This is a genomic window from Marinobacter sp. AC-23 (assembly GCF_001858325.1).
Lineage (GTDB): Bacteria > Pseudomonadota > Gammaproteobacteria > Pseudomonadales > Oleiphilaceae > Marinobacter.
The window spans coordinates 25,039-46,085 of the sequence record NZ_MBPP01000001.1; the positions used below are offsets into that span (position 1 = coordinate 25,039).

Genomic DNA, 21,047 nt, shown 5'->3' on the forward strand with positions numbered 1-21,047 from the left:
AGGTAAAAAAAGAGCCAGCCCGAAGGCTGGCTTATATCAAGGGGTCCTACGATAAACCCGGGCGTTGAAACAACGCAATGCAAGAAGTCTGAAGGCCTGAAGTTCCAGAATTCATGGTGAGGGCTTGCCCTACCGTGGAATCAATAATAGGGGAGTAGGGGGCGTAGCCGAATCGTCCAAAGGGCGTAGCGCAGGTAAAAAGTTCTCGCCGAACGTGATGTGCGTCCCAAAAAGACAGCGAAACCTACTGCGTGAGAATCCTCAGCTCCCGTGCCCGGGCAAGGGCTTCCGTTCGCCGGCCAACCCCAAGCTTGCCATAGATATTGCGTATGTGGGCTTTCACCGTTGTTGGCGCTACTCCCATCTTCACAGCAATGTCTTTGTTTGCATGCCCCGCGTGGATCAGTTCCAGCACTTCCAGCTCCCGTTGGCTAAGAGGCTCTGCAAGGTTATTCTCTGGGCTAACCGGTACAGATTCCCTTTCTTTACGCAACTCTGCAGCTGGGGCTTTTTCGCCCTGAAACATGGTTTGGCTCTGCAACAGGGCCTTCAGGTTTCGCTGCCAGCTTCGTTCGCTTTGCAAGGTGGGCAATCCAAGTAACAGGTTTTGTAGGCAGAGGCTCTCTTCCACAAACAAACGCATAAACCCTGCTTCTGCGGCCACACTCAAAGCACGCTCAAGTCGCTCTCGGCATTCGTTGTCCTTTCCCTGCAGCGCAAGCGCTTCACCGCATACCAACAGTGTTTCCACTAGGTGTCGGTTGTGTTCGTTTTGTTCTGTTTCGGCCATAAGCGCTTCAAGAAGGCCCAGGGCCTGCTCAGGCTTGTTCTCCGCAACCAGCAGGCGGGCATAGCAGATGCTGTTCTGCTCCCGGCTTAAGGGGTTGGTAACGGTTTGGCTGTTCAGTGATTCCAGGCTTTGACGGGCTTGTGCTACCTGACCCACCGCCAGATAACACCGTGCCAAAAACGCTGCACTGGCTGGCGGTTCGAAAACAATATGCTCCCTGCGCTTACGGCCAACTTGTTCTGCATCTTCCAAAGCGCTTATGGCTGTTTGAAAGTGGCCACCGCTAAAAGCCAGATGCCCCCGAACATGTTGAATGACCACATGCTGCCCCGGTTCTGTGCCCTGATCTACATGCTCCAGCAAAGGTGCAAGGTGAGCGGCTGCATCCTGTAATTGATTACGTTCCCGGTGAATTTCGGTGAGAGCGGCGTTGAGCAGCATGAGATCAGCCGGGGCTGGCTGGGATCCGAGTAATGCTGATCAACCCAGCGACGCACCTCGGTGCAGGTTTCCAGTGCGAGATCCATGTCGCCGCGGTTGTATTGTATCCAGGCCAGCAAACCGCCGCTGGAAAGAACCGTGGTGGGCTTTCTTTCGACCTGCCCGTAATGGACCGCAGACTTCAGCGCATCTTCAGCACCTGTGAGGTCTCCTTTACCGTAATCGTCCAGCCCCAGGCCGTAATAGGTCACTGACTTTAATGGGATTCGGGTGTGGTCTATATCCGCAAGCACCTGGCGGGTGAGGTCACTGGCACTTTTATCATCGCTGCGCGACCGGGCCAGGTAGGAGCGTATAAGCGATATTTCGCTCTGCAGGCCCAGCGCACCCTCTGCATCCGGGGCGGAATCTGCAACGCGGCGGTCGAGTAAATCCTCAACGTTGGTCAGTAATGGCTCAAGATGATCAAATCGATTGGCAAAAAACCGGCTCCATACGCGCAGCATCTGCAGTTGTGCGCTTTCGTCTATCTGCTCCGTTGGCAGCGCCTCAATCCACGCTAAAACGGGTAGATGGTAACCGCCATGAATCAGGTTGTTGCCGTGGGTTGCCAGAACATCAGCCAACCATGGCCAATCTTGCTTTTGCACAATCTGAGTAATCGCCTCCTGAACCTGGCCGTGGTCTAAAAGCCATTCTGCCGTTCGGTGCCAGAGCAGGTGGGCGCGCTCAGGATCGACGTGGCGAATCCGCTGCAGCAAGGCATCGCGAAATAAATCGTGATAGCGGAACCATTCATTGTGAGTATCCAGAGGAATTAAAAACAGGTTCTGGGAAAGCAGGGTTTCCAGTTTTTCCTGGCTGTCGTCCGTGTTGCGAATGGTGTTGCACATAGAAGCACACAGCCTTGGACAGCAGGCAGTATCCAGCAGGAAGTCGACAATAGCGCTCGGCTGCTTATCCAGCACCTCGCTGAGCACATAATCGCTAATGTGCCGTTCATCTATGCTAAGCGAGGCCTGTGGCGTATCTGAGCCAGAGGTACGCTGGTCTTGATCCAGGCCGCTGTTACTCCCTGACAGCGCGGAGAGTTGCATGGCCGCCACCCAGCCTTCTGTTCGGTGACAAATGGCCTGTACTTCCTGCTCCGAAATGGTAAGCCCCATGGTGCTGTGAAAAAACTCACGACACTCGTCCTCGGAAAATGCCAGTAATGCAGGGTGGATCTCCTGCAGCCAGCGGCGCACGCGCCAGCGGGCAAGCGGCAAGGGAGGTTCGGTGCGGGAGACCAGGGTAACCGTGATACCTGCAGGAAGGTAATCCACAAAGTACCCGAACTGGCGCTGAATCTGGTCGTTGGCAGCAAATTGAAAGTCGTCCAACACCAAAGCCCATGGCCCCCCGTCGGATGCAAGAGTATTGATCAGTGCGGTGATCGCGCTGTTAAGGTGGTCATCTGTATTGCCCGCGAGGCTTTTGTAGCAGCCTTCAAGCCCGGTTAGACCTGCATGCTCAAACGCACCGGCAACATACTGCCAGAAACGCTGGGGTTCATCATCGTGCTCATCCAGGGATAGCCAGGCAATAGGGCCAGTTGTGCGGGCGCACCATTGGCTTACCAGAGTTGTTTTGCCAAACCCTGCCGGAGCTATCACAAGGTTCAGGCGCTTAGGGTGCCCAGGCACCAGAAGCGTGCTAAGGCGTTCACGCCGAACCGCTCGCGGGTCAGAGGCAGGCCTGAGGAACTTGGTGGTTAAAAGCATTGATGTCCTGAATGCCGGGTAAATGATGATCTCGGATTGTGTGCTTTGTCTCGTTCAAGTCAAGGGCCAGAGAAACAAACATCTGCGTCATATAAGCTGCGCAAATGCCATTTTGGTCTAAACTGAGTCAGAGAGCTTATCTATACTAATAAAGAATGAAAAACAGACGTGTTATGCGTATTCTTGAACGCATGGGGCCCGTCTACATTTATATGCAGCCCGTCGAAGGCAGAAAACTCAGGGAGCAACCGATTCAATGAAATTACAACAGTTGCGCTATATTTGGGAAGTTGCGCACCATGACCTCAACGTGTCGGCAACTGCCCAGAGTCTTTTTACGTCTCAGCCCGGCATTTCCAAACAGATTCGTCTTCTTGAAGATGAGCTGGGTTTGGAGATATTTGCCCGCAGCGGTAAACATCTGACCCGTATTACTCCGGGTGGTGAAATCATCGTGCGCGAAGCTGGTGAAATCTTGCGCCGTGCAGAGGGCATTAAAAAGATAGCCCAGGAATTCAGCAATCAGCGTAAGGGTGATCTAAGTATTGCCACAACTCATACCCAGGCGCGTTATGCCTTGCCGCCGGTAATTAGTGGGTTTATTGAAGCTTATCCTGATGTATCCCTGCATATGCACCAGGGCACACCCATGCAGATTTCTGAAATGGCCGCCAACGGCGTTGTTGATTTCGCCATTGCCACAGAGGCTATGGAGCTGTTCAACGACCTGATTATGATGCCTTGCTATCGCTGGAACCGAACGGTGGTTGTGCCTAAAGACCATCCGCTTGCCCAGTTGTCTGAGTTAACGCTGGAGGCTTTGGCGGAGCACCCACTGGTGACTTACGTATTTGGTTTTACAGGCCGCTCAAAGCTTGATGAGGCGTTCCAGTCCAAAGGCCTGACGCCCAAAGTGGTGTTCACAGCTGCCGATGCCGACGTAATTAAAACCTATGTGCGCCTGGGGCTTGGGGTCGGGATCATAGCCAGCATGGCGTTTGACCCCAAAACCGATACCGATCTAGTGGCATTGGATGCCAAGAAATTGTTCAGCCCAAGCGTGACACGCATTGGCTTTCGTAAGGGCACGTTCCTGCGCGGTTATATGTACGACTTCATCCAGCGTTTTGCGCCGCACCTCACGAAAGAGTCCATTGATGAAGCCGTTGCGCGCCAGAGCAGCCGCAGCGAGATCGAGGCCTTGTTCAAAGGCGTAGAGCTGCCTACCTACTGAGCGGTCGGTTTATTAGATAGGTAATCCCCGCCAGTTTTACTGGCGGGCGATAAGGTTACCCGCGTGCAGGCCACACTCTTTTTGTGTGGCTTCTTCCCACCACCAGCGACCTTCGCGCTCGTGTTGCCCAGGCAGTATCGCGCGAGTGCATGGCTGGCAACCAATACTGACAAACCCCTTTTCGTGAAGCTTGTTGTAGGGGGCTTCTGTCATACGGATATAATCCCACACTTCTTTTGATGTCCAGTTGGCCAATGGGTTGAACTTGACCAGTGTTTTACCTGGGCCAGAGAAGGTTGCGTCTTCTTGGGCAACCGGAACCTCATTGCGGGTGCCCGGGCTTTGATCCTTGCGTTGCCCCGTAATCCAGGCGTCCACATCTGCGAGCTTGCGCTTGAGCGGGTTTACCTTGCGAATACCGCAGCATTCGCTGTGGCCGTCTTCGTAAAAGCTGAACAATCCCTTTTTGTTAACCAGTTCCTGAACTTCTTTTGTGTCCGGAAACAGCACCTCTATGTTAATTCCGTAGTGCTTGCGCACGCGTTCGATAAAATCGTAGGTTTCCGGGTGCAGGCGCCCGGTATCGAGTGTGAACACCTGCAGATTGTCGGTTAGTTTGTGGGCCATTTCGATGAGCACCACGTCTTCGGCACCACTGAAAGAAATAGCGATGTTGTCATAACGTTTGAAGGCAGCCTTCAGAATCGCTCTTGGGCTTTCGCCGGCCAGCTCGCCCTGTAGCTCGTGGATATTGCTCATAAAATGTCAGTACCTAATGCGGATTTTGGTGAAGGTTAGCATTAAACGACTAATTCCATAAAGGAATGACAATCTATATGGTTATATCTCGATGTTTTCTTAGAGGCATAAAAACTCGCAGTTTTGTTGCAATGTACAATGCATTCTTCGCCGGTTTTTCTTATGATACCGCGTCAATAATCGGGGAGCGGGCCATGCTCTCATTTAACACTTCTCACTTAGAGCACCAATCAGGAGATCACTGTGGAACTGGCATGTCTTGATCTTGAAGGCGTATTGATCCCGGAAATCTGGATCGCGTTTGCAGAAAAAACCGGTATTGAAGAACTCAAGGCGACTACCCGCGACATTCCTGATTACGATGTTCTGATGACGCAACGGCTAAAGTTGTTGGATCAGCACGGATACGGCCTGCCACAGATTCAGGAAGTGATCGGTGAGCTAGATCCGCTGCCGGGCGCACGGGAGTTTCTGGATTGGCTGCGTGAGCGGTTTCAGGTGGTTATTCTCTCTGACACCTTCTACGAATTCGCCATGCCGCTGATGAAAAAGCTGGGATACCCCGCGTTGCTGTGCCATAAGTTGGAAGTGGCAGAGAACGGCCAGATTACCGACTACCTGCTGCGCCAACGCGACCCTAAGCGCCAGTCGGTACGTGCCTTCCAGCTTTTGAACTATCGCGTTATTGCAGCCGGCGACTCCTATAACGACACCACCATGCTCGGGCAAGCGGAAGCTGGCATTCTGTTCCATGCGCCCAAGAATGTGATCGATGAATTCCCTCAGTACCCGGCTGTGCAGGAGTTTGAGGATTTGAAGCAGGAGTTCCTGAAGGCGAGTGCCGTTCACAGCACCGGCTAATCGTTCCAGTTCAGATGTTCCAGGAAATCCATCAGCGGTTTTACTTTGGTGAGGGTTTCCTGGTATTCGCTTTCCGGATCTGAATCGGCAACGATGCCGCCGCCGCCCCAGCAGCGAATGGTTCCTTGTTCTTCGGTCATATCCTCAGCCCCTTCACTCTCACACAGCATGGTGCGGATAGCGATATTACTATCCAATGTGCCATCCAGCCCGCGATAAAACACTGAGCCGCAGTAGGGGCCACGCCAGTGAGGCTCCAGTTCCCGAATAATCTCCATGGCGCGGATTTTTGGCGCACCGGTTATCGAGCCGCCAGGAAAAGCATCGAACAGTACCTGCATGGGTGAAGCGCCTTCTGCCAATTTGGCGCGAATGTGGCTAACCAAGTGGTGCACATTCCGGTACGACTCAAGTGCAAACAGGCTGTCTACGGTTACCGACCCTGGCGCTGCGTGAACGCTCAGATCATTGCGCAGCAAGTCTACAATCATCAGGTTTTCAGCACGGTCTTTCTCTGACGCTTCCAGCTCTGCAGCATAGGCCGCATCTTCTGAAGGCGTCTTTCCCCTTGGCCGAGTGCCTTTAATGGGGCTGGTTTTAACGGTACGGCCACGGATCTCCAGGAAGCGCTCGGGGGAAATAGATAGCACTGCACCCGCCCCGGCTTGAATAAAAGCGCTGTAAGGCGTTGGGTTAGCTTCTGCCAACGCCTGAAATGCGAGCCACGGGTCTCCTGCATAGTTACCCCGGAATTCCTGGGAAAGGTTGGCCTGGTAACAGTCGCCGGCGTTGATGTAGCGCTGAACCGCGTCTACACCGGCCATAAACTCCTTGGCGGGCTGTCGTGCCTTGAAGGGGGAGACCATGTGCCAGCTGGCTGTTTTTCGGGCTGGCGTGGTGGAGCGCCAGGACTGCAGAATTTTGCGTGTCTGTTCCGGGCATTCAGGGTGAACCCAAAGGTGGTAAGTATTGGTCACCCGGTTGTGGCTGGCGGCCCACAGATAGAAGCCTGTAAAGAGTAGAGGCGTCGCTGGCACTGGGCAGAGTGCTGAAAGGCGCTTTTCTTTCATGTACCCGAATTCGTAACTAAGAAAACCAATCCACCCGCCGGTTAGAAAGCCCTGCGATTCCTGCATCGGAACTTCGTAGCGTTGAACCAGGGTTTCCATCTCTGCAGCCAGCTTGCTCGTGTTCAGAGCACCAACATCCCCTGAATCAACACGCTTTGTTGCAATCGCACAGGCCGTAAACCCGCTGAACGAACCTCGGCCAGCGCCAGCTCCGACACTTCCGAGGTAGGCAAAGTCCTGCTCGTTAGCGGCGTGGCTGAGCAGCCGTGCATAGTCTTCGGGGCTAATCAGGGAGGAAACAGGAACTGGCAAATTAACTCCGGTTAATTAGTAGAATGATACTCAGGCCACAAAACGGGCATTGTCGGATCCAGAGGGCCGCTGGTCTAATGAAAACACTGAGAAACGACAGTTGGCAGCCCAGAATCGGAACATCGCATTCTAGCCGAGTTGGCCAGCCTTAGCGTAGCCATTAACGCAAATACAACAGGAACAAGAATGATGCCTTATCTTGGAAAACCGCTGCTAAAAGCTCTTTTGCTGATTTCGTTTTTTGTTGCCCCCGTGGCAAGTGCAGAGGAAGCACCTTCTGGTGAATTATCTAGCGAGCGGGAAATGGCGATTAAAAAAGAGCTGTCTAAATACGCAGTCCTCGGTCAGCAGCAAATACTTTATCTGACCAAGCAGGCGACTGATGAGTATTCCGGCACTCTGACAGATTCAAAACCTAATATGCCTTCTGCATGGATGCTGCTTGAGGATGGCACTACCATCAAGCGCATTAATCTGGATGAACAGGCGGCGGGTGCACCTGCGCAGATTCGGATTCTCATGTATCGCGCAGCGTTAAAGTCTGTCGCCCGCAGGGGGAAAATACATGCGGCTGTGATCCTGTATACCGGAAAACTAAGCGAAGGCAGCGACGATGAGGCGCTTGTGGTTGAATTCGAACATCGCTTGGGCATTTCCGGAACCAAGGTTGTTCCTTATCAAGTAGAAAACGACAAAGTGGCGTACGCCGATCCGGTGGCCAACGAAAAGCCTTTTCAAATTTTTTACGACAGCAAACCTGACGTTGAAGGCGGCACCCAATAATTTGAGACGCAGTCGCTCTTTGTTACGTGTTGTAAGTTTTGGGTTAAGAACTGTGAATGCAGTCACGGACTAGGACTGTAAAACAATCTTAAATGGATTTGTGGAGCGACGAACTCCACACCCAAAACTAAAAAGCTCAGACAACAACAAAATGAGTTTATAAGGAGATAAAAATGAAAGGCCTGAAAAAAATTGCTCTGGTAACAGCTATCGCTGCTGCACCTTTTGCAGCCCACGCAGAAATGCAAGCTATGAACGACACCGCAATGGGCGATGTAACCGGTCAGGCCGGTGTCACCATTGAACTGGAAACCAAGGTTAGCATCGGTCAGTTCAAGTACACGGATGAAGGCTCCTTCGCGGTTAACGACATCGTTCTTGGCGGTGCTGGTGTGACTGCTGACGGCGCAACTGCCGGTTATAACGATCTGTTGGATCAGCTGAAAATTGATATCGACGTTGCTGACGATGGCGACGCAGTCATTCATGTCGGTTCGCTACAAACGGATCCTGCGACTGGTGCACCTGTTCCTATTGACTGGGGTATGACTGTTGGCTCTATGGAGCTGCTAGCCGGTGGAACTGGTACAGATAGCACAACACTGATCTCCAACTTGAGCGGTTACGGCAACCTGGCTCAACTGGACATCCGGGTTGATACGGCTACTGATCAGTTGAATCTTGTGGCGGCATTTGATGTTCAAGATATGGACTTCGATGTTGACTTCCTGGGTGTTGGCATTCGTGATCTGAAGATCACAGGCGCAGGGTCCGAAGCTAACGACATAGCCTTCTATGCAGCTAATGGTATTGATCTGTCTACCATGAGCCCGCTGGAGCAAGGAATCTTTACTCAGTATGCTAATGTGAATCTGGACATCTACAAAGGCTCTGGCCTGGGTGCATCCACTGCAACTGACGTTCTGCGCATCGACGTAAACAACGTCTTCATGGATATGTCCATCGGCGCAGTTGAAATCGGTGGCACGTCCATCGGTTCATTGGCCATCGACAACCTGGCTGTAACCGACACTAAGCTGGCTGTATACGGTCACTAATCTGATCTGAGCACCAGTCCTGGTGAAGCGCCCCGCAGTGCGGGGCGTTTTTTGTTTATGGGCAAGCAATAAAAAACGACAGCTTAATAATAAAAGCTGCCGTTTAGTGTGATACTTAGGGTGTGTTAAACGTTACCTACTGATCAGGCACCGCAATAGAAAGATCAAACCCACCACCCGGTCGTGGGGTGAGGGTAATCGGACCTTCATTAATCCCCTGTGGAATCTGAATCTGATCTATGCCCGGCGGGTTGCCAATGGAGAAGTTCAGGTTTTGCCCATCGAAACCAATACCCAGCTGATCGTTAAGGAATGACTGGGTAAATGGTTCATCCGGAATCTGCATCTGCTGCCCGAAAACCAGCGGCGGAATGTTCGGGGTGAACTCTGCGGGTGGCTGAGCTCTGGCCAACTCTTCCTGGGGAAGAAGTAATGCCCGGCGAAGAAACTCTTCCTCAGCATTTGCAAGAGCGTCAGATTTGCCTTCGTCCGTAAATCGCTGCAGTGCTTCGCGGTAGGCTTCTTCTTCCGCTTCGGTGATAACGGGCTCGCCCGGCGAAATGGTCAGGGCACGGATAATGCGCTGACGGTCGGCTTCCGATTTGCGGCCCTCTCTGGGTACCACAATAACCGCTGAATCTTTCACGTAGGTTTCGACCATCTCATCGGAGGTCATCGCCTGAACGCCTGCAGTCGCCGGCATTGATGCCGCTGCCGCAAGCGTTGCTGTAATAGCGGCAGCCAATAGGGTCGTGCTTTTGGTAGAGTCAGCCCGGCCGGGGTTATGCCCGGTTGGCGGGGTTGGGTGATTCATAATCTGGCCTCTTGCTGCGATAAACCCAGGTACGAGGCGTGTCTGAGGTTACAGCAATCAGTACGCTTCTCACTTAGTGGGAGTATTCGGGTTGTCCGACAGTTTTTCAAGCCTGTGACCGTTAGTTTGTGATCAGAATCTTCGATTTGTCGTACTGTTACAAAAAGCCTGATGAAGAGGGGGTACCATAGCGGTGAGCATTAGGTGCGTTGATCATTTTAATAAATGAACCGGCCTTAGGGGCATAATGAGTAGACTAATCCGTAGCCGTTTTCCGAACTGGATTAACAACTGGATCAACCGCCGAATTCCGCGGGCCGATGTGCAGGTGCTCACCCAGCGAAACCTTTTCATTTTGCCCACCGCTGCGGGTGTGGTGTTTGGCCTGTTGTTGCTAATTATGCTGCTTACCGGCATTAACTATCAGAATAGTCTGATTTACCTGGTCACCTTTCTACTTGGCGCAGTGTTTGTGGGTGCCATGCACCAGACTCACCGCAACCTCTCAGGCCTGGAGTTAACTCTGGTTCAGGCTGGCGAGGGGTTTGCCGGCGACGACGTTATTTTCCGCCTGCGAGTAGCGGCCGGCAAGGATGACGCCATAGCCCTGACCCTTTCAGGAGATGAGAGAGAGGTGCCCGTGGCCCATGTGCCGGCTGGCCAGTCAGCAGATGTCTCCTTGCCCGTACCTTCTGTATTTCGGGGATATCTGCGGCCGGATCGCATACGTATTGAAACCCGATTTCCCTTTGGTTTGCTCAAGGCCTGGACTTGGATGAGGCCGGTTGCCTCCGCCGTAGTGTTTCCCCGGCCAATCGTCGCGCCGGAGGCAATCAGCGCGGTAGACGATGGGGAACAAACGGCCAGTTCTCGCTCACCAGAGGGGAACGATCACGCGGAACTTCGTCCCTGGCGTGATGGGGATATGAGCCAGCGAGTTATGTGGAAACGTTTTGCTCGCAGCGGCCAGATGGTGGTGGCCGATTGGGAGGCAGATAAGGGCAGCCCGCACTGGCTGGATTTTAATGCCTTTGCCGGTACCGATCATGAATTGCGACTTGGGTATCTGTCCTGGCTTGTTCTTGAGCGCAGCAAGAGTGGGGCGCGATTTGGTTTGAATCTCCCCGGGCAGGTGATAGACCCTGATAGTGGCCCGGCCCACGCAACCCGCTGCCTGAGGGCGCTAGCGGTATGGGGTGAGGAAAAACCACGGGATACTTCCGCAGCACAGCACGGCTCCCGTAAGCGCGCGGATATCCACAAGCCTGAGGAAGCCACGTTGGGGGCGCAGTTATGAGTTTTTTGAGCCGCTCCAATGATGAGGCTGACAATCAAAGCAAAAGCTTACCTTCCCGCGCATTGCTCTGGCTGATTGCCAGCTTTGCGCTACTGATGACTCCTCAACTTGATCGCCTACCTTTATGGCTTATTTTTACCTGCGTTGCATTAGCAGGCTGGCGCTGGCTTGCGCAGCAGGGCCGTGTTCGCCTGCCCGGGCGCTGGTTGCGTACTGGGATCATGTTGGTGTTGGTGGCCGTGTATCTGGTTCGGGTGCAGGGCAGTTTTACGGTGGATACGGCCGCTTCGTTCTTCGTGCTGACAGTAGGGCTGAAGTGGCTCGAAACCCGCACAGCTCGCGACTTCTATGTGCTGTTTTATATTCTGGTGTACTTGGCCACGGTTAATTTTTTGTTTCATCAGGAAATTCACTGGGCGTTGGTTAACATGAGTGCCATCGCCTTATTGCTCATCGGGCTGCAGGTACTAAACGCTCCAGAGCTTCCCGGCGGAATGAAGGCGGGTTGGCGCAGGCTAGGCGTCATGCTCCTGAAGGTGCTGCCGGTGGTCGTGCTTTTGTTCGTGTTTTTCCCTCGCATGGAGCCCTTGTGGAGCGTGCCTTTGGTGTCTGGTCAGGCGCGCACGGGTATAAGTGACACCATGCGCCCCGGTGATATATCCAGCTTGGCGCAAAGTAGTGAGCGGGCCTTCCGTGTGACCTTTGGTGGCCCCATGCCGGCGTACCGGAACAGATATTGGCGCGGGTTGATACTGGATACCCTTGATGATGGAACCTGGCGCCAGGGCACAAACGCCCCCTTTCGTTCACCCGGGCGGGTGAATATTGATGGCGGCGTTGGTGAACTGCAGCCTCGTGAGTACGATGTGCTGATGGAGCCCACAGACCAGCGCTGGGCGTTTGCCCTCGAAGGCTCCGTGGCGGTGTCAGATAATGTAATAAAAGAGTCAGACGATCTGTTCCGCTTCCGGCGGCCGGCTGATAGCTCGATCCGCTACAGGTTGGCGCGCGGGGGCGCAGCTGCACCTGCTAACGCCACTCTGGGACCTGGAGAAGCTGATCGTTATCTGCAGCTACCACCTACAGGAAACCGAAAGGCGCGCGCGTTAGCAGCTGATTTGAAACGCTCAAACAACGATATAGGCGTGATCCGCACGCTGTTAAATCGTTTTCGGGAGCAGCCCTACTACTACACGTTGCGGCCGCCAAAAATGCCAAACGATGGCATAGATAGCCTGCTTTTTGATGAAAAGCGTGGGTTCTGCGCGCACTATGCCGGTGCGACAACGTTTGTACTTCGCGCAGCTGGAATACCCGCTCGGGTTGTGGTGGGGTACCAGGGTGGTGAAAGCGGTGCAGGCGACGAATACCTTATTGTGCGCCAGTATGATGCCCACGCCTGGGTTGAGGCATGGATTGAAGGGAGGGGCTGGATTCGCGTTGATCCGACCGCTGCTATTGCACCCGACAGGATTGAATCGGGCTTGCGGGATGCGGTGGCCGATGAAGGCTCGTTCCTGGAAAACAGCTGGGGCTCTGCCCAGAAATACGGGGACGTGGCGATCATCCAATGGGCAAGTTTGCAACTTGATCGTATCAACTATCAATGGCAGCGGTGGGTTGTTGGGTACCAAGGTCAAAGTCAGCTGAATCTGATGTCTCGCTTGCCTGGTGGGTTTGGTATGCGGGAGCTGGGTTATTTTACCGCAGGCATTGTTGGCGCCGCGCTGCTGATTGCTGGTCTGTTCTCGGCTTTGCAAATGCGCTGGGGTTTAAGCCGGGGTCGCTACCAACGCGTGCTGGGTGCTTGGTATCAACTATGTGTACGAGCGGGTGTGCCGGTAAGGCACGGCGAAACTCCGGCAGCGCTTGCCGCGAGGCTGGCGGTTGCCGAACCAGTAGTGGCGGATTCAGCCCGGCTTTTTGCCCGCATGATCAACAGCCATTACTATAGGCCTCAAACGACACCGCAATCCCCACAGGATGATGCCGAAGATTTGAAGCGCTTGCGCAGGTTGCTGGTTACCATGAAGCGACAATTGCACAGAGCACGCAAAAAGCGGCCCGGAATGCTCCGGCCCAACCCATATTCAGGAAAGCACAGTGACTGATATTGCCCTAGAAATGCCCTGGCTTCAGAAATCCTGGCAGGTTATCCAGCATCGCCTTGCTGAAGGCCGGCTTCCTCATGCGCTGTTGGTTACGGGTGAGTGTGGCGTAGGCAAGCGAGCTTGGGCAGATGCGGTTTCAGGCCTGTTGTTATGTGCCGCGCCAGTTAATATGCAAGCCGGGGCACCGGTTGCCTGCGGCAAGTGTCGCCAATGCAAGCTGCTTGCGGCATCCAGCCACCCGGATGTTCGCGTGTATGCCCCAGAAAAGTCCCGAATGATCAAAGTAGACCAGATACGGTCGCTTTCGACCTTTGCGGTGTCGTCGCCCCAAGTGGCAGGCCGAAAGATTGCGGTTATTGATCGTGCAGACCAGCTCAATATTAACTCGGCCAACGCTCTGCTGAAAACACTTGAAGAGCCGGTATCAGATTTTGTACTCCTATTGCTGCAGGAAAGTGGTCGGCCAGTATTGCCAACGATTCGGTCTCGGTGCCAGGTGTTGTCTATACCTGTTCCTTCAACGGAGCAGGCCAATCAATGGCTGGCAAGCAAGGTAGCCAATCTTGAGAGCGATAAGCAGCCCTCGGCAGAGCTTATGGCCAAGTCACTTGTGTTGGCAGGCAATGCCCCACGCCTGGCGCTTGAGTACGCCACGGGTGAGTTCCCGGCATTGCGGGATGAGGCGTTCGATAAATTTCGACAATTCATGAAGGGGCAAGTTGCGGTCGCTGAAGCGGCAAAAGCCTTCAAGGCATTGGGGCTGGAAGATATGCTCTGGCTATTTGAGGGTTGGGCCGCGGATTTGGCGAGGCTGAGTGCCGGGGGCAAAGCAAACGACCCTGAAGCTGGCGAAATGCTTGGGTTTTTGGCAGGGATCAATCCTGCGTGGCGCGCCCATGAGCTGTTGGACAGGGTTCGGGATGGCCGCGCGGCTGGTGTGTATAACGCCAACCCGGAGCTGGAGGCTAGCCGTTTGCTTTTAGCTTGGCGTGACTTGATGCCCACGAAGCGCCGGGCGTCCTAAATGCGCTTTTGCGCGACACAACTGCTATGATTTGAACATACTAGGAATTAATTCCTACAGGTTTTGTTCAACTATAAAACAATCAATTTTAGAAGGTGTCACATATGGGGCCCGGATTTGGTGCGCGCAGCGGCATTCTTACCCTGACAATCAAAGATAAAGCGGTTTTGTACGCCGCTTACATGCCATACATTCGCCAGGGTGGTCTGTTTATACCAACCCAGAAGCAGTACCAGCTCGGTGATGAGGTTTTTTTGCTGTTAAACCTCATGGATGAGCCAGAAAAGCTCCCCGTTGCGGGCAAGGTTATCTGGATCACCCCCAAGGGTGCCCAAGGCAACCGTGCGGCAGGCATTGGTGTGCAGTTTAGTGGCGATGACGAAAGTGCCAGAACCAAGATTGAAGCCTACCTTGCCGGCTCTCTGAGTTCGGATCGCCCGACTCATACAATGTGAGGTTCACGTCAAATATGCATGATCTTGCTATACCGCCAAACATCCGTGGCAACAGCACCGGATTGCGGGAGGCGCAGTGGCCATTGCAGCACATTACTCTGGCCGGCTTGAGCTGGTTGGTTGAGGGTGCCTCACAAACTGCGAACCCGTCTGTCATCATGCTTCATGGCTGGCTTGATAACAGTCTTACTTTCTCAAAAATTGCACCTGAGCTGGCGCAGATATCACCGTTACACGCAGTGGATATGGCAGGTCACGGGCATTCTGGACATCGCCCACCGGGGCAAAGCTACCAGCTGATGGATTACGTTGCCGACATAGCGGAGCTGATTGAAAAGCACATTTGTGGCCCGGAGCAGGGCGCGAAAGTGGATATTGTCGGGCATTCTCTGGGCGGTATTGTCGGTTCGCTATATGCCGCTGCTTTCCCGGAGCGTGTGCGCAAACTTGTGATGATCGATAGTTTGGGAGCACTCAGCCGTCCTATTGATGACACGATTCCCCAACTTCGCAGATCCATTAACAAGCGAATTGCCGGCTCCGGTCGCTCGGCTGTTTATCCTGATATGGCCGCTGCGGCAAAAGTTCGCGAAGGCGGGATCAGCCCCCTTAGCCACGAGGCGGCGCTTGCACTGATTCCCCGCAACCTGAAGCCCGAGGCGACGGTTACAGCTGGCGTACCGACGCCCGTTTGCGACACCCATCATCACTGATGATGACCGAAGACCAAGTGATGGCTTCTCTCAAGGCAATTCAAGCACCTACTTTGTTTGTGAGCGCAAAAGAAGGCCTGTTGGCTAACCGGAAGGGGCTGGATGATCGGTTGAATGCGATCCCGAATATGCAAAGAGTAGAGGTGCTCGGTGGGCATCACTGTCATCTCGATGGAGACACCCGCCCAGTTGCCGATGTTGTCAAAAATTTCCTTAAAAAAGAGTGATACCTTGCCCAAGCCTTTTGTATTTCGCTTGCTTGCCGCCGCGCTGTTTTTGGTCAGCTCAGGCGCTGCCGTTGCAGCGCTGCCAGAATCTATGCCTAAGGCATTTGCCCAATCAACCCTTGAGGTGACAACTGCCATCGAATCATCTGGCCACCTTGTTCTTTTTAGCCCGGTGCGGGAAGTTAATAACGAGATACGCTCAGACTCCATGGCGCGCTTGCCGGTTTCCGGTGAAGGGCGGCTTTATCAAATTGCCCGGGATGCTAACCGCCGGGAGGCTCGGGAGCACTATCGAGGGCTGCTCCGTGAACGTGGCGCCCAGATTTTGTTTGAGTGCTCGGGCGTTCGCTGTGGGCGAAGCAACGTGTGGGCAAACCAGATATTCAATCAAGCGGTTCTATACGGACGCGATGCGACCCAGGACTATCTGGTGGCCGGCGTAGTGGCAGATGATGGCAGCCGCTGGCTCACGTCTGTGTACACGGTTACCCGGGGCAACCTGAGGCAGTACGTGTGGGTGGAGCATTTTAAGGTAGCACCCGGCGTTGCCGTTCCCGGGCTTGGAGCGGTAAATAGCCGAGTTGTGGGGCCTGTGGTTGTGCCCTGGACAGGGGGTGTTACTTACAGGTTTGACTGGCAGGCCGCGGATCGCCGGAAAGTTAATGAGCTTGCCCGAGGTGAGGGTGCAAAGGTGATTCTTGTGGGCTACTCCGAGCTTGGTGCTACTGAATCATTTGAGGATTCTATGAGGCGTGCACGCGAAGCCACCGAGTCCCTTGCTGAGGTGTTGACCAAAACCGGTGTTTCTCGGCAGCAGCAAGAGCTACTGGTTGTTGGGCCATCGGTGGTTGTCAATGATCTGACTCGCCAGGGTGATCGGGTTGAAGTGATGGTAATAACGAGATAGCTATAACGAGGCAGTTATTAAAGAGGTAGTACAGTGCCAGACAATGATGTGTCCAAGGTTTTGGATAGTTCTGACATATCGACCACCGAGTCGCATGCCAGTAGCGATAAAAAAGTCCCAGAGGCTAGGCGCCAAACAGTTGCCCTTACATTAGGTAGTGGTGGCGCTCGGGGTTATGCCCATATAGGTGCGATCGAGATCCTGGATGAGCGTGGCTATAACATTATTGCCATTTCTGGCTGTTCCATGGGCTCGCTTGTTGGGGGAATGTACGCTGCCGGTAAAATGCAGGACTACAAAGACTGGGTAACCGGACTGGGTCAGTTTGATGTGCTCAAACTGCTGGATTTAACCTTCAATTCCGTTGGGGCTATCCGAGGCGAAAAAATCTTTTCAATCGTTCGGGAAATGCTGGGTGATATCCGCATCGAGAACTTACCACTGCACTACACCGCCGTAGCTACCGATTTGTTGGCTCACAAGGAAGTCTGGTTTCAGGAAGGCCCGTTGGACCGCGCAATCCGCGCATCCGTTGCCATTCCTAGCGTGGTAACGCCCTTGGTTCTTGGAGGCCGGGTGCTGGTAGACGGGGCTTTGCTAAATCCGCTGCCCATTATTCCCACTATATCGGCCCATGCGGATCTGGTGGTAGCGGTGAATCTCAGCGGTGAGGATGACCGACGCCAGAGGATACCAGATGCAGCTTTTTCCAGCGCCGGCGAAGGAGACGACACGGATGTGTGGATGGATGCCCTCCGCGATAAAGCATCTCGTTGGTTCGACTGGGATACACTGAAGTCTTTGGGGGCAAAACGAGCCGTCGAGGGTGAGAGTCCGGAAGAGAGAATTTCAAAAGAGGTTCAGAAAAAAGAACATCATAAGCACAGCGATAAAAAAGTGCAGGAAGACCACGAGACCATTGACTGGGATAAGCTGGGAATCGGCAAGTTTGATGTTATGAACCTGACCATTGAAACCATGCAGAGCGCTCTTGTGCAGTACAAGATCGCTGGTTATCCGCCGGACTTGTTGGTGAATATTCCCAAAAACGTGTGCCGGAGCTATGACTACCACAAGGCACCCGAATTGATTCAGCTGGGTCGCGAGCGTATGGCGGCCGCTTTGGATCGTTTTGAGGAAAGCCGGAACAGCTCCGGGCCCTTGGCTATCTGAGCCGCTTCGGCCAGGTTTAAACCGATGGCTGCAGCAAAGTCCTGAAACAGCGTATAATCCCGCGCTGAATCCGAATTTACAGGAAGCCGCGTTTGTGACCAGTCCGATTGAAGATCTTCACACCGTTCGCGATTACCTTCGTTACGCGTCATCGCAGTTTGCCGCTTCGCCGGTTTTTTTCGGCCATGGCACGGATAACGTGTGGGATGAGGCGGTGCACCTGGTGATGCGCAGCCTTCACCTTCCCCTGGAAGATAACACCCTGTTTCTGGATGCGCGGCTGACCCGAGAAGAGCGGCAGCTCCTTCTTGAGCGCATCAGGCGTCGTATTGATGAGCGTGTTCCTTTGGCCTATCTCCTGGGTGAAGCTTGGTTTATGGGCATGCCATTCCATGTGGATGAGCGGGTTTTAGTGCCGCGCTCGCCTATTGGAGAGCTGATTGAAAACGGGTTTCAGCCTTGGCTGGGTGATAAACCGGTTGAGCGGATTCTTGATCTTTGCACCGGGAGCGGTTGTATTGGCATAGGCGCGGCGTTTGTGTTTGAGGATGCCAGCGTGGACTTGTCTGATATATCAGCAGATGCCTTGGCCGTTGCCGGGTCAAACATAGATCTCCACGAGCTCCAGGGTAGAGTATGCACCGTGCAATCGGACGTGTTCGCCAACATCAGCGGGCAATACGATATCATTGTCAGCAACCCGCCTTATGTCGACGCGGAAGATCTTGCAGGCATGCCAGATGAGTTTCACCATGAGCCCGCGCTGGGTTTAGCGGCCGGTGACGACGGTTTGGACATTGCGCACCGGATTATCGCCGGGGCGGTGGAGCACCTTACGCCGGGTGGCTTGCTAGTGGTCGAGGTGGGGAATAGCTGGGTGGCTTTGGATGAAGCTTACCCGGAGCTCCCATTTACCTGGTTGGAGTTCAGCAATGGCGGTGACGGTGTTTTTGCCATTACTGAGCAGGATCTTCGCACGTGGCAGAACAAACGCTAAACTAATTTCTTACAAAACCCTAACAAGATATTGAATTATGTCAGGAAACTCTTTCGGAAAACTGTTTACCGTTACCACCTTTGGTGAAAGCCATGGCGCTGCGCTGGGCTGCATTATTGATGGGTGCCCGCCCGGGTTAGAGCTCTCAGAAGCTGATATGCAGGCAGATCTGGATCGCCGTAAACCGGGCACCTCCCGGCACACGACCCAGCGCCGTGAGGCAGATGAGGTGCGGATTCTGTCAGGGGTTTTTGAGGGTAAAACCACGGGTACGCCGATTGGGCTGATTATCGAGAACACGGATCAGCGTTCAAAGGATTACTCCAAGATTTCAGAGCAGTTCCGCCCCGCCCACGCCGATTACACATACATGCATAAGTATGGTGTGCGCGATTATCGTGGTGGTGGCCGTTCTTCTGCACGTGAGACGGCTATGCGAGTAGCGGCTGGTGCGGTGGCCCGGAAGTTTCTGCAGCAGCGCCTGGGTATTCGTATCCGCGGATATTTGTCGGAGCTGGGCCCGGTGCGTGCGGAAAAACTGGACTGGGAGCAGGTTCATCAGAACCCGTTTTTCTGCCCCGACGCCGATAAGGTTCCAGAGATGGAGGCTTATATGGATGCGCTGCGTAAAGAAGGAGAGTCTATTGGGGCACGCATCAATGTTGTGGCTGAAGGCGTGCCGCCTGGGCTAGGTGAGCCGGTTTTCGATCGCCTGGATGCAGACTTGGCTCATGCGTTGATGAGTATCAATGCGGTGAAGGGTGTTGAGATTGGTGCGGGCTTTGGGTGCATTACCCAAAAGGGCACTCAGCATCGGGATGAGATGACGCCTGAAGGCTTTTTATCGAATCATGCTGGCGGCGTGCTAGGGGGTATTTCATCTGGGCAGCCGCTGCTTGCGAGTATTGCTTTGAAGCCGACGTCGAGTTTGCGTTTGCCGGGTCGCAGTATTGATGTGCATGGCAATCCGGTGGAGGTTATTACCACTGGGCGGCACGACCCTTGTGTAGGAATTCGCGCAACGCCAATTGCAGAGGCCATGATGGCCATTGTTCTGATGGATCATTATTTGCGCCATCGTGGTCAGAATGGGGATGTTTCTGTTTCAACGCCTGTTCTTGGGCAGCTATAGGCCTGGTTGTTTGGGTGCAGACGCTTGCTGCTGGCCCGGTCATTCAAAAAAACGCCCGTGAATACTTCCCTGTAGGGCTCGATCGCGCCATCCTTGGCGCTCAACGTTTTTGAATGACCGGGCCAGCAGCAAGCTAGCTAGCTTTGTTTATTGGCCTCACTACTCGGCTTCAGCGGGGTGCTCCGCTTCTTCTTCTTGAACAATCCTTAAAAGCGCTTTTGCCGCATTACCTGGTTGCCGGCCGGTGAGGCCGATCCCGCCGAGGACCCTCGTAACCGGATGCCCCGTTTCAGCTTCTGTCGCTAATACCCCTTTAAGTACTTTCAGGCTTCCATCCACCATGCGCAGTGGCAAGACACTCCAGCCGAGGCCAACGTTGGTCATCATTTTCAGGGTTTCCAAGTAGTTGGTGGGCATTTGTGGGTGCAAGGGTAGGTTCGCCTCCAGAAATAGCCGGCTTACTACGCGATAGGTTGAGGTGGATGTGTCGGGTAGAAGGGCCGGGTGTTTTGCCAAGTCGGCGAGCTTTGGTTTTTTCAACGAAGCCAGAGGGTGGTCGGCGCGACCACAAATGCCATAGGGTCGGGCCATTGTGCATATACGTGAAAGTTTGGAAGCATGCTGTCGCTTAGGGTGACGAATGCCAGTTCTGCGTTGCGTTTGCGCATTTGCTCGTAGGCGGCATCGGATTCCATGAATTGCAGGTTTATGGTTACCTGAGGGTGTTCACGCTTGAATCGGCGCAGCCATTTGGGCAGGTGGTGAAGGCCAATGTGGTGGCTGGCAATGATGTGTAGCTCGCCTTCTATGAGGTTTGAATCCGGCGAAAGCGCAATGCGAGCGTTGTGGATTTCGTCGAGAATCTTGCGGGCATGGGGTAGCAGTCTGTTGCCGGAGTCGGTTAGGCGGATTTGCCGGTGGCTGCGGTCGATCAGCGTTGTCCCGAGTTGGTTTTCCAGGGCTGCAAGGCGTTTGCTGATTGCAGGCTGGGTTAGGTGTAGCTGTTCAGCGGCTTCTGAAAAAGAGCCTTGGTCGACAACGGTGAGGAAAGCCTTAAGGGAATTTGAGTCCAAGATGAGTCTTCCTGTTCGGTTCTATCAGGAAAGGCTATCGTATAACCGTTTGG

General features: G+C 53.9%; 19 protein-coding genes and 1 pseudogene. 14 read left to right on the plus strand and 6 right to left on the minus strand.

Translation table 11 applies throughout. The features are described from left to right. Positions 1 to 244 precede the first annotated feature (244 nt). Both BCA33_RS22610 and BCA33_RS00100 read right to left on the minus strand, forming a co-directional pair. Positions 245 to 1,231 carry a LuxR C-terminal-related transcriptional regulator gene (locus BCA33_RS22610; RefSeq protein ID WP_368087197.1) on the minus strand — a complete coding sequence of 329 codons (987 nt, stop codon included), beginning with the start codon at positions 1,229 to 1,231 and terminating at the stop codon, positions 245 to 247. Next, entirely contained in the window at positions 1,138 to 2,994 is a 1,857-nt protein-coding gene (locus BCA33_RS00100; protein ID WP_368087198.1) for a hypothetical protein, read from the minus strand. Before BCA33_RS00100 ends, BCA33_RS22610 begins: the two co-directional genes overlap by 94 nt. Before the next feature lie 256 nt (positions 2,995 to 3,250). Between BCA33_RS00100 and cysB the strand changes: the two genes are divergently transcribed. Further along, entirely contained in the window at positions 3,251 to 4,228 is a 978-nt protein-coding gene (gene cysB, locus BCA33_RS00105) for an HTH-type transcriptional regulator CysB (protein ID WP_071262768.1), read from the plus strand. Positions 4,229 to 4,264: 36 nt separating this feature from the next. Here the strand turns inward: cysB and BCA33_RS00110 are convergent, their stop codons facing one another. Next, complete coding sequence (locus BCA33_RS00110) at positions 4,265 to 4,987, minus strand: phosphoadenylyl-sulfate reductase (protein ID WP_071262769.1); 723 nt, start codon at positions 4,985 to 4,987, stop codon at positions 4,265 to 4,267. Between the two features lie 243 nt (positions 4,988 to 5,230). Here BCA33_RS00110 and thrH point away from each other — a divergent pair, with 243 nt between their 5' ends. Further along, positions 5,231 to 5,848 carry a bifunctional phosphoserine phosphatase/homoserine phosphotransferase ThrH gene (thrH, locus tag BCA33_RS00115; protein WP_071262771.1) on the plus strand — a complete coding sequence of 206 codons (618 nt, stop codon included), beginning with the start codon at positions 5,231 to 5,233 and terminating at the stop codon, positions 5,846 to 5,848. Here thrH and pabB read toward each other — a convergent pair. Then, positions 5,845 to 7,230: an aminodeoxychorismate synthase component I gene (gene pabB, locus BCA33_RS00120; RefSeq protein WP_071262772.1), complete on the minus strand. Its 1,386-nt coding sequence runs from the start codon at positions 7,228 to 7,230 to the stop codon at positions 5,845 to 5,847. The two genes, thrH and pabB, sit on opposite strands and share 4 nt — an antisense overlap. A 138-nt stretch (positions 7,231 to 7,368) precedes the next feature. Between pabB and BCA33_RS00125 the strand changes: the two genes are divergently transcribed. Together BCA33_RS00125 and BCA33_RS00130 are read left to right on the plus strand one after the other, a co-directional pair. Then, positions 7,369 to 8,013 (plus strand): hypothetical protein, encoded by a 645-nt coding sequence (locus BCA33_RS00125; protein WP_139172840.1) that lies wholly within the window; start codon positions 7,369 to 7,371, stop codon positions 8,011 to 8,013. Between the two features lie 173 nt (positions 8,014 to 8,186). Continuing rightward, a complete protein-coding gene (locus tag BCA33_RS00130) occupies positions 8,187 to 9,071 on the plus strand; it encodes a DUF6160 family protein (RefSeq protein ID WP_071262776.1) in 885 nt (294 codons plus the stop codon). Between the two features lie 136 nt (positions 9,072 to 9,207). Here the strand turns inward: BCA33_RS00130 and BCA33_RS00135 are convergent, their stop codons facing one another. After that, entirely contained in the window at positions 9,208 to 9,774 is a 567-nt protein-coding gene (locus BCA33_RS00135; protein ID WP_071263224.1) for a hypothetical protein, read from the minus strand. A 358-nt stretch (positions 9,775 to 10,132) separates the two neighbouring features. Here BCA33_RS00135 and BCA33_RS00140 point away from each other — a divergent pair, with 358 nt between their 5' ends. From BCA33_RS00140 to aroC, 10 genes are all read left to right on the plus strand, one after another. Next, the gene (locus BCA33_RS00140; protein ID WP_071262778.1) at positions 10,133 to 11,182 is read left to right on the plus strand and encodes a DUF58 domain-containing protein; all 1,050 of its coding nucleotides are present in this window, start codon (positions 10,133 to 10,135) and stop codon (positions 11,180 to 11,182) included. Beyond that, positions 11,179 to 13,293, plus strand: a complete 2,115-nt coding sequence (locus tag BCA33_RS00145) for a transglutaminaseTgpA domain-containing protein (protein WP_071262780.1) — start codon at positions 11,179 to 11,181, stop codon at positions 13,291 to 13,293. Before BCA33_RS00140 ends, BCA33_RS00145 begins: the two co-directional genes overlap by 4 nt. Then, complete coding sequence (gene holB, locus BCA33_RS00150; RefSeq protein WP_071262782.1) at positions 13,286 to 14,317, plus strand: DNA polymerase III subunit delta'; 1,032 nt, start codon at positions 13,286 to 13,288, stop codon at positions 14,315 to 14,317. The genes BCA33_RS00145 and holB overlap by 8 nt, the downstream gene beginning before the upstream one ends. A gap of 104 nt (positions 14,318 to 14,421) precedes the next feature. Then, a complete protein-coding gene (locus tag BCA33_RS00155; RefSeq protein WP_071262784.1) occupies positions 14,422 to 14,772 on the plus strand; it encodes a PilZ domain-containing protein in 351 nt (116 codons plus the stop codon). A 14-nt stretch (positions 14,773 to 14,786) separates the two neighbouring features. Continuing rightward, positions 14,787 to 15,485 (plus strand): alpha/beta fold hydrolase, encoded by a 699-nt coding sequence (locus BCA33_RS00160; protein WP_254774048.1) that lies wholly within the window; start codon positions 14,787 to 14,789, stop codon positions 15,483 to 15,485. Then, positions 15,485 to 15,712: an alpha/beta fold hydrolase gene (locus BCA33_RS20955; protein WP_254774049.1), complete on the plus strand. Its 228-nt coding sequence runs from the start codon at positions 15,485 to 15,487 to the stop codon at positions 15,710 to 15,712. The genes BCA33_RS00160 and BCA33_RS20955 overlap by 1 nt, the downstream gene beginning before the upstream one ends. Positions 15,713 to 15,716: 4 nt before the next feature. Then, positions 15,717 to 16,619, plus strand: a complete 903-nt coding sequence (locus BCA33_RS00165; protein ID WP_368087199.1) for a DUF4892 domain-containing protein — start codon at positions 15,717 to 15,719, stop codon at positions 16,617 to 16,619. Between the two features lie 75 nt (positions 16,620 to 16,694). Further along, positions 16,695 to 17,792 carry a patatin-like phospholipase family protein gene (locus BCA33_RS00170; protein ID WP_254774117.1) on the plus strand — a complete coding sequence of 366 codons (1,098 nt, stop codon included), beginning with the start codon at positions 16,695 to 16,697 and terminating at the stop codon, positions 17,790 to 17,792. 94 nt (positions 17,793 to 17,886) lie between these two features. Continuing rightward, a complete protein-coding gene (gene prmB, locus BCA33_RS00175; RefSeq protein ID WP_071262786.1) occupies positions 17,887 to 18,789 on the plus strand; it encodes a 50S ribosomal protein L3 N(5)-glutamine methyltransferase in 903 nt (300 codons plus the stop codon). A 37-nt stretch (positions 18,790 to 18,826) separates the two neighbouring features. Further along, positions 18,827 to 19,921 (plus strand): chorismate synthase, encoded by a 1,095-nt coding sequence (gene aroC, locus BCA33_RS00180; protein ID WP_071262788.1) that lies wholly within the window; start codon positions 18,827 to 18,829, stop codon positions 19,919 to 19,921. Between the two features lie 159 nt (positions 19,922 to 20,080). Here the strand turns inward: aroC and BCA33_RS00185 are convergent. Continuing rightward, positions 20,081 to 20,994 (minus strand): annotated as a pseudogene (locus tag BCA33_RS00185) (LysR family transcriptional regulator). Positions 20,995 to 21,047: the final 53 nt, after the last annotated feature.

Coding starts and splice junctions, on each gene's coding strand:
- BCA33_RS00145 (WP_071262780.1), top strand. CDS start 11,179: ATGAGTTTTTTGAGCCGCTCCAATGATGAGGCTGACAATCAAAGCAAA.
- aroC (WP_071262788.1), top strand. CDS start 18,827: ATGTCAGGAAACTCTTTCGGAAAACTGTTTACCGTTACCACCTTTGGT.
- BCA33_RS00155 (WP_071262784.1), top strand. CDS start 14,422: ATGGGGCCCGGATTTGGTGCGCGCAGCGGCATTCTTACCCTGACAATC.
- BCA33_RS00130 (WP_071262776.1), top strand. CDS start 8,187: ATGAAAGGCCTGAAAAAAATTGCTCTGGTAACAGCTATCGCTGCTGCA.
- BCA33_RS20955 (WP_254774049.1), top strand. CDS start 15,485: ATGATGACCGAAGACCAAGTGATGGCTTCTCTCAAGGCAATTCAAGCA.
- cysB (WP_071262768.1), top strand. CDS start 3,251: ATGAAATTACAACAGTTGCGCTATATTTGGGAAGTTGCGCACCATGAC.
- BCA33_RS00135 (WP_071263224.1), bottom strand. CDS start 9,774: ATGCCGGCGACTGCAGGCGTTCAGGCGATGACCTCCGATGAGATGGTC.
- BCA33_RS00100 (WP_368087198.1), bottom strand. CDS start 2,994: ATGCTTTTAACCACCAAGTTCCTCAGGCCTGCCTCTGACCCGCGAGCG.
- BCA33_RS00160 (WP_254774048.1), top strand. CDS start 14,787: ATGCATGATCTTGCTATACCGCCAAACATCCGTGGCAACAGCACCGGA.
- BCA33_RS00110 (WP_071262769.1), bottom strand. CDS start 4,987: ATGAGCAATATCCACGAGCTACAGGGCGAGCTGGCCGGCGAAAGCCCA.
- BCA33_RS22610 (WP_368087197.1), bottom strand. CDS start 1,231: ATGCTGCTCAACGCCGCTCTCACCGAAATTCACCGGGAACGTAATCAA.
- BCA33_RS00140 (WP_071262778.1), top strand. CDS start 10,133: ATGAGTAGACTAATCCGTAGCCGTTTTCCGAACTGGATTAACAACTGG.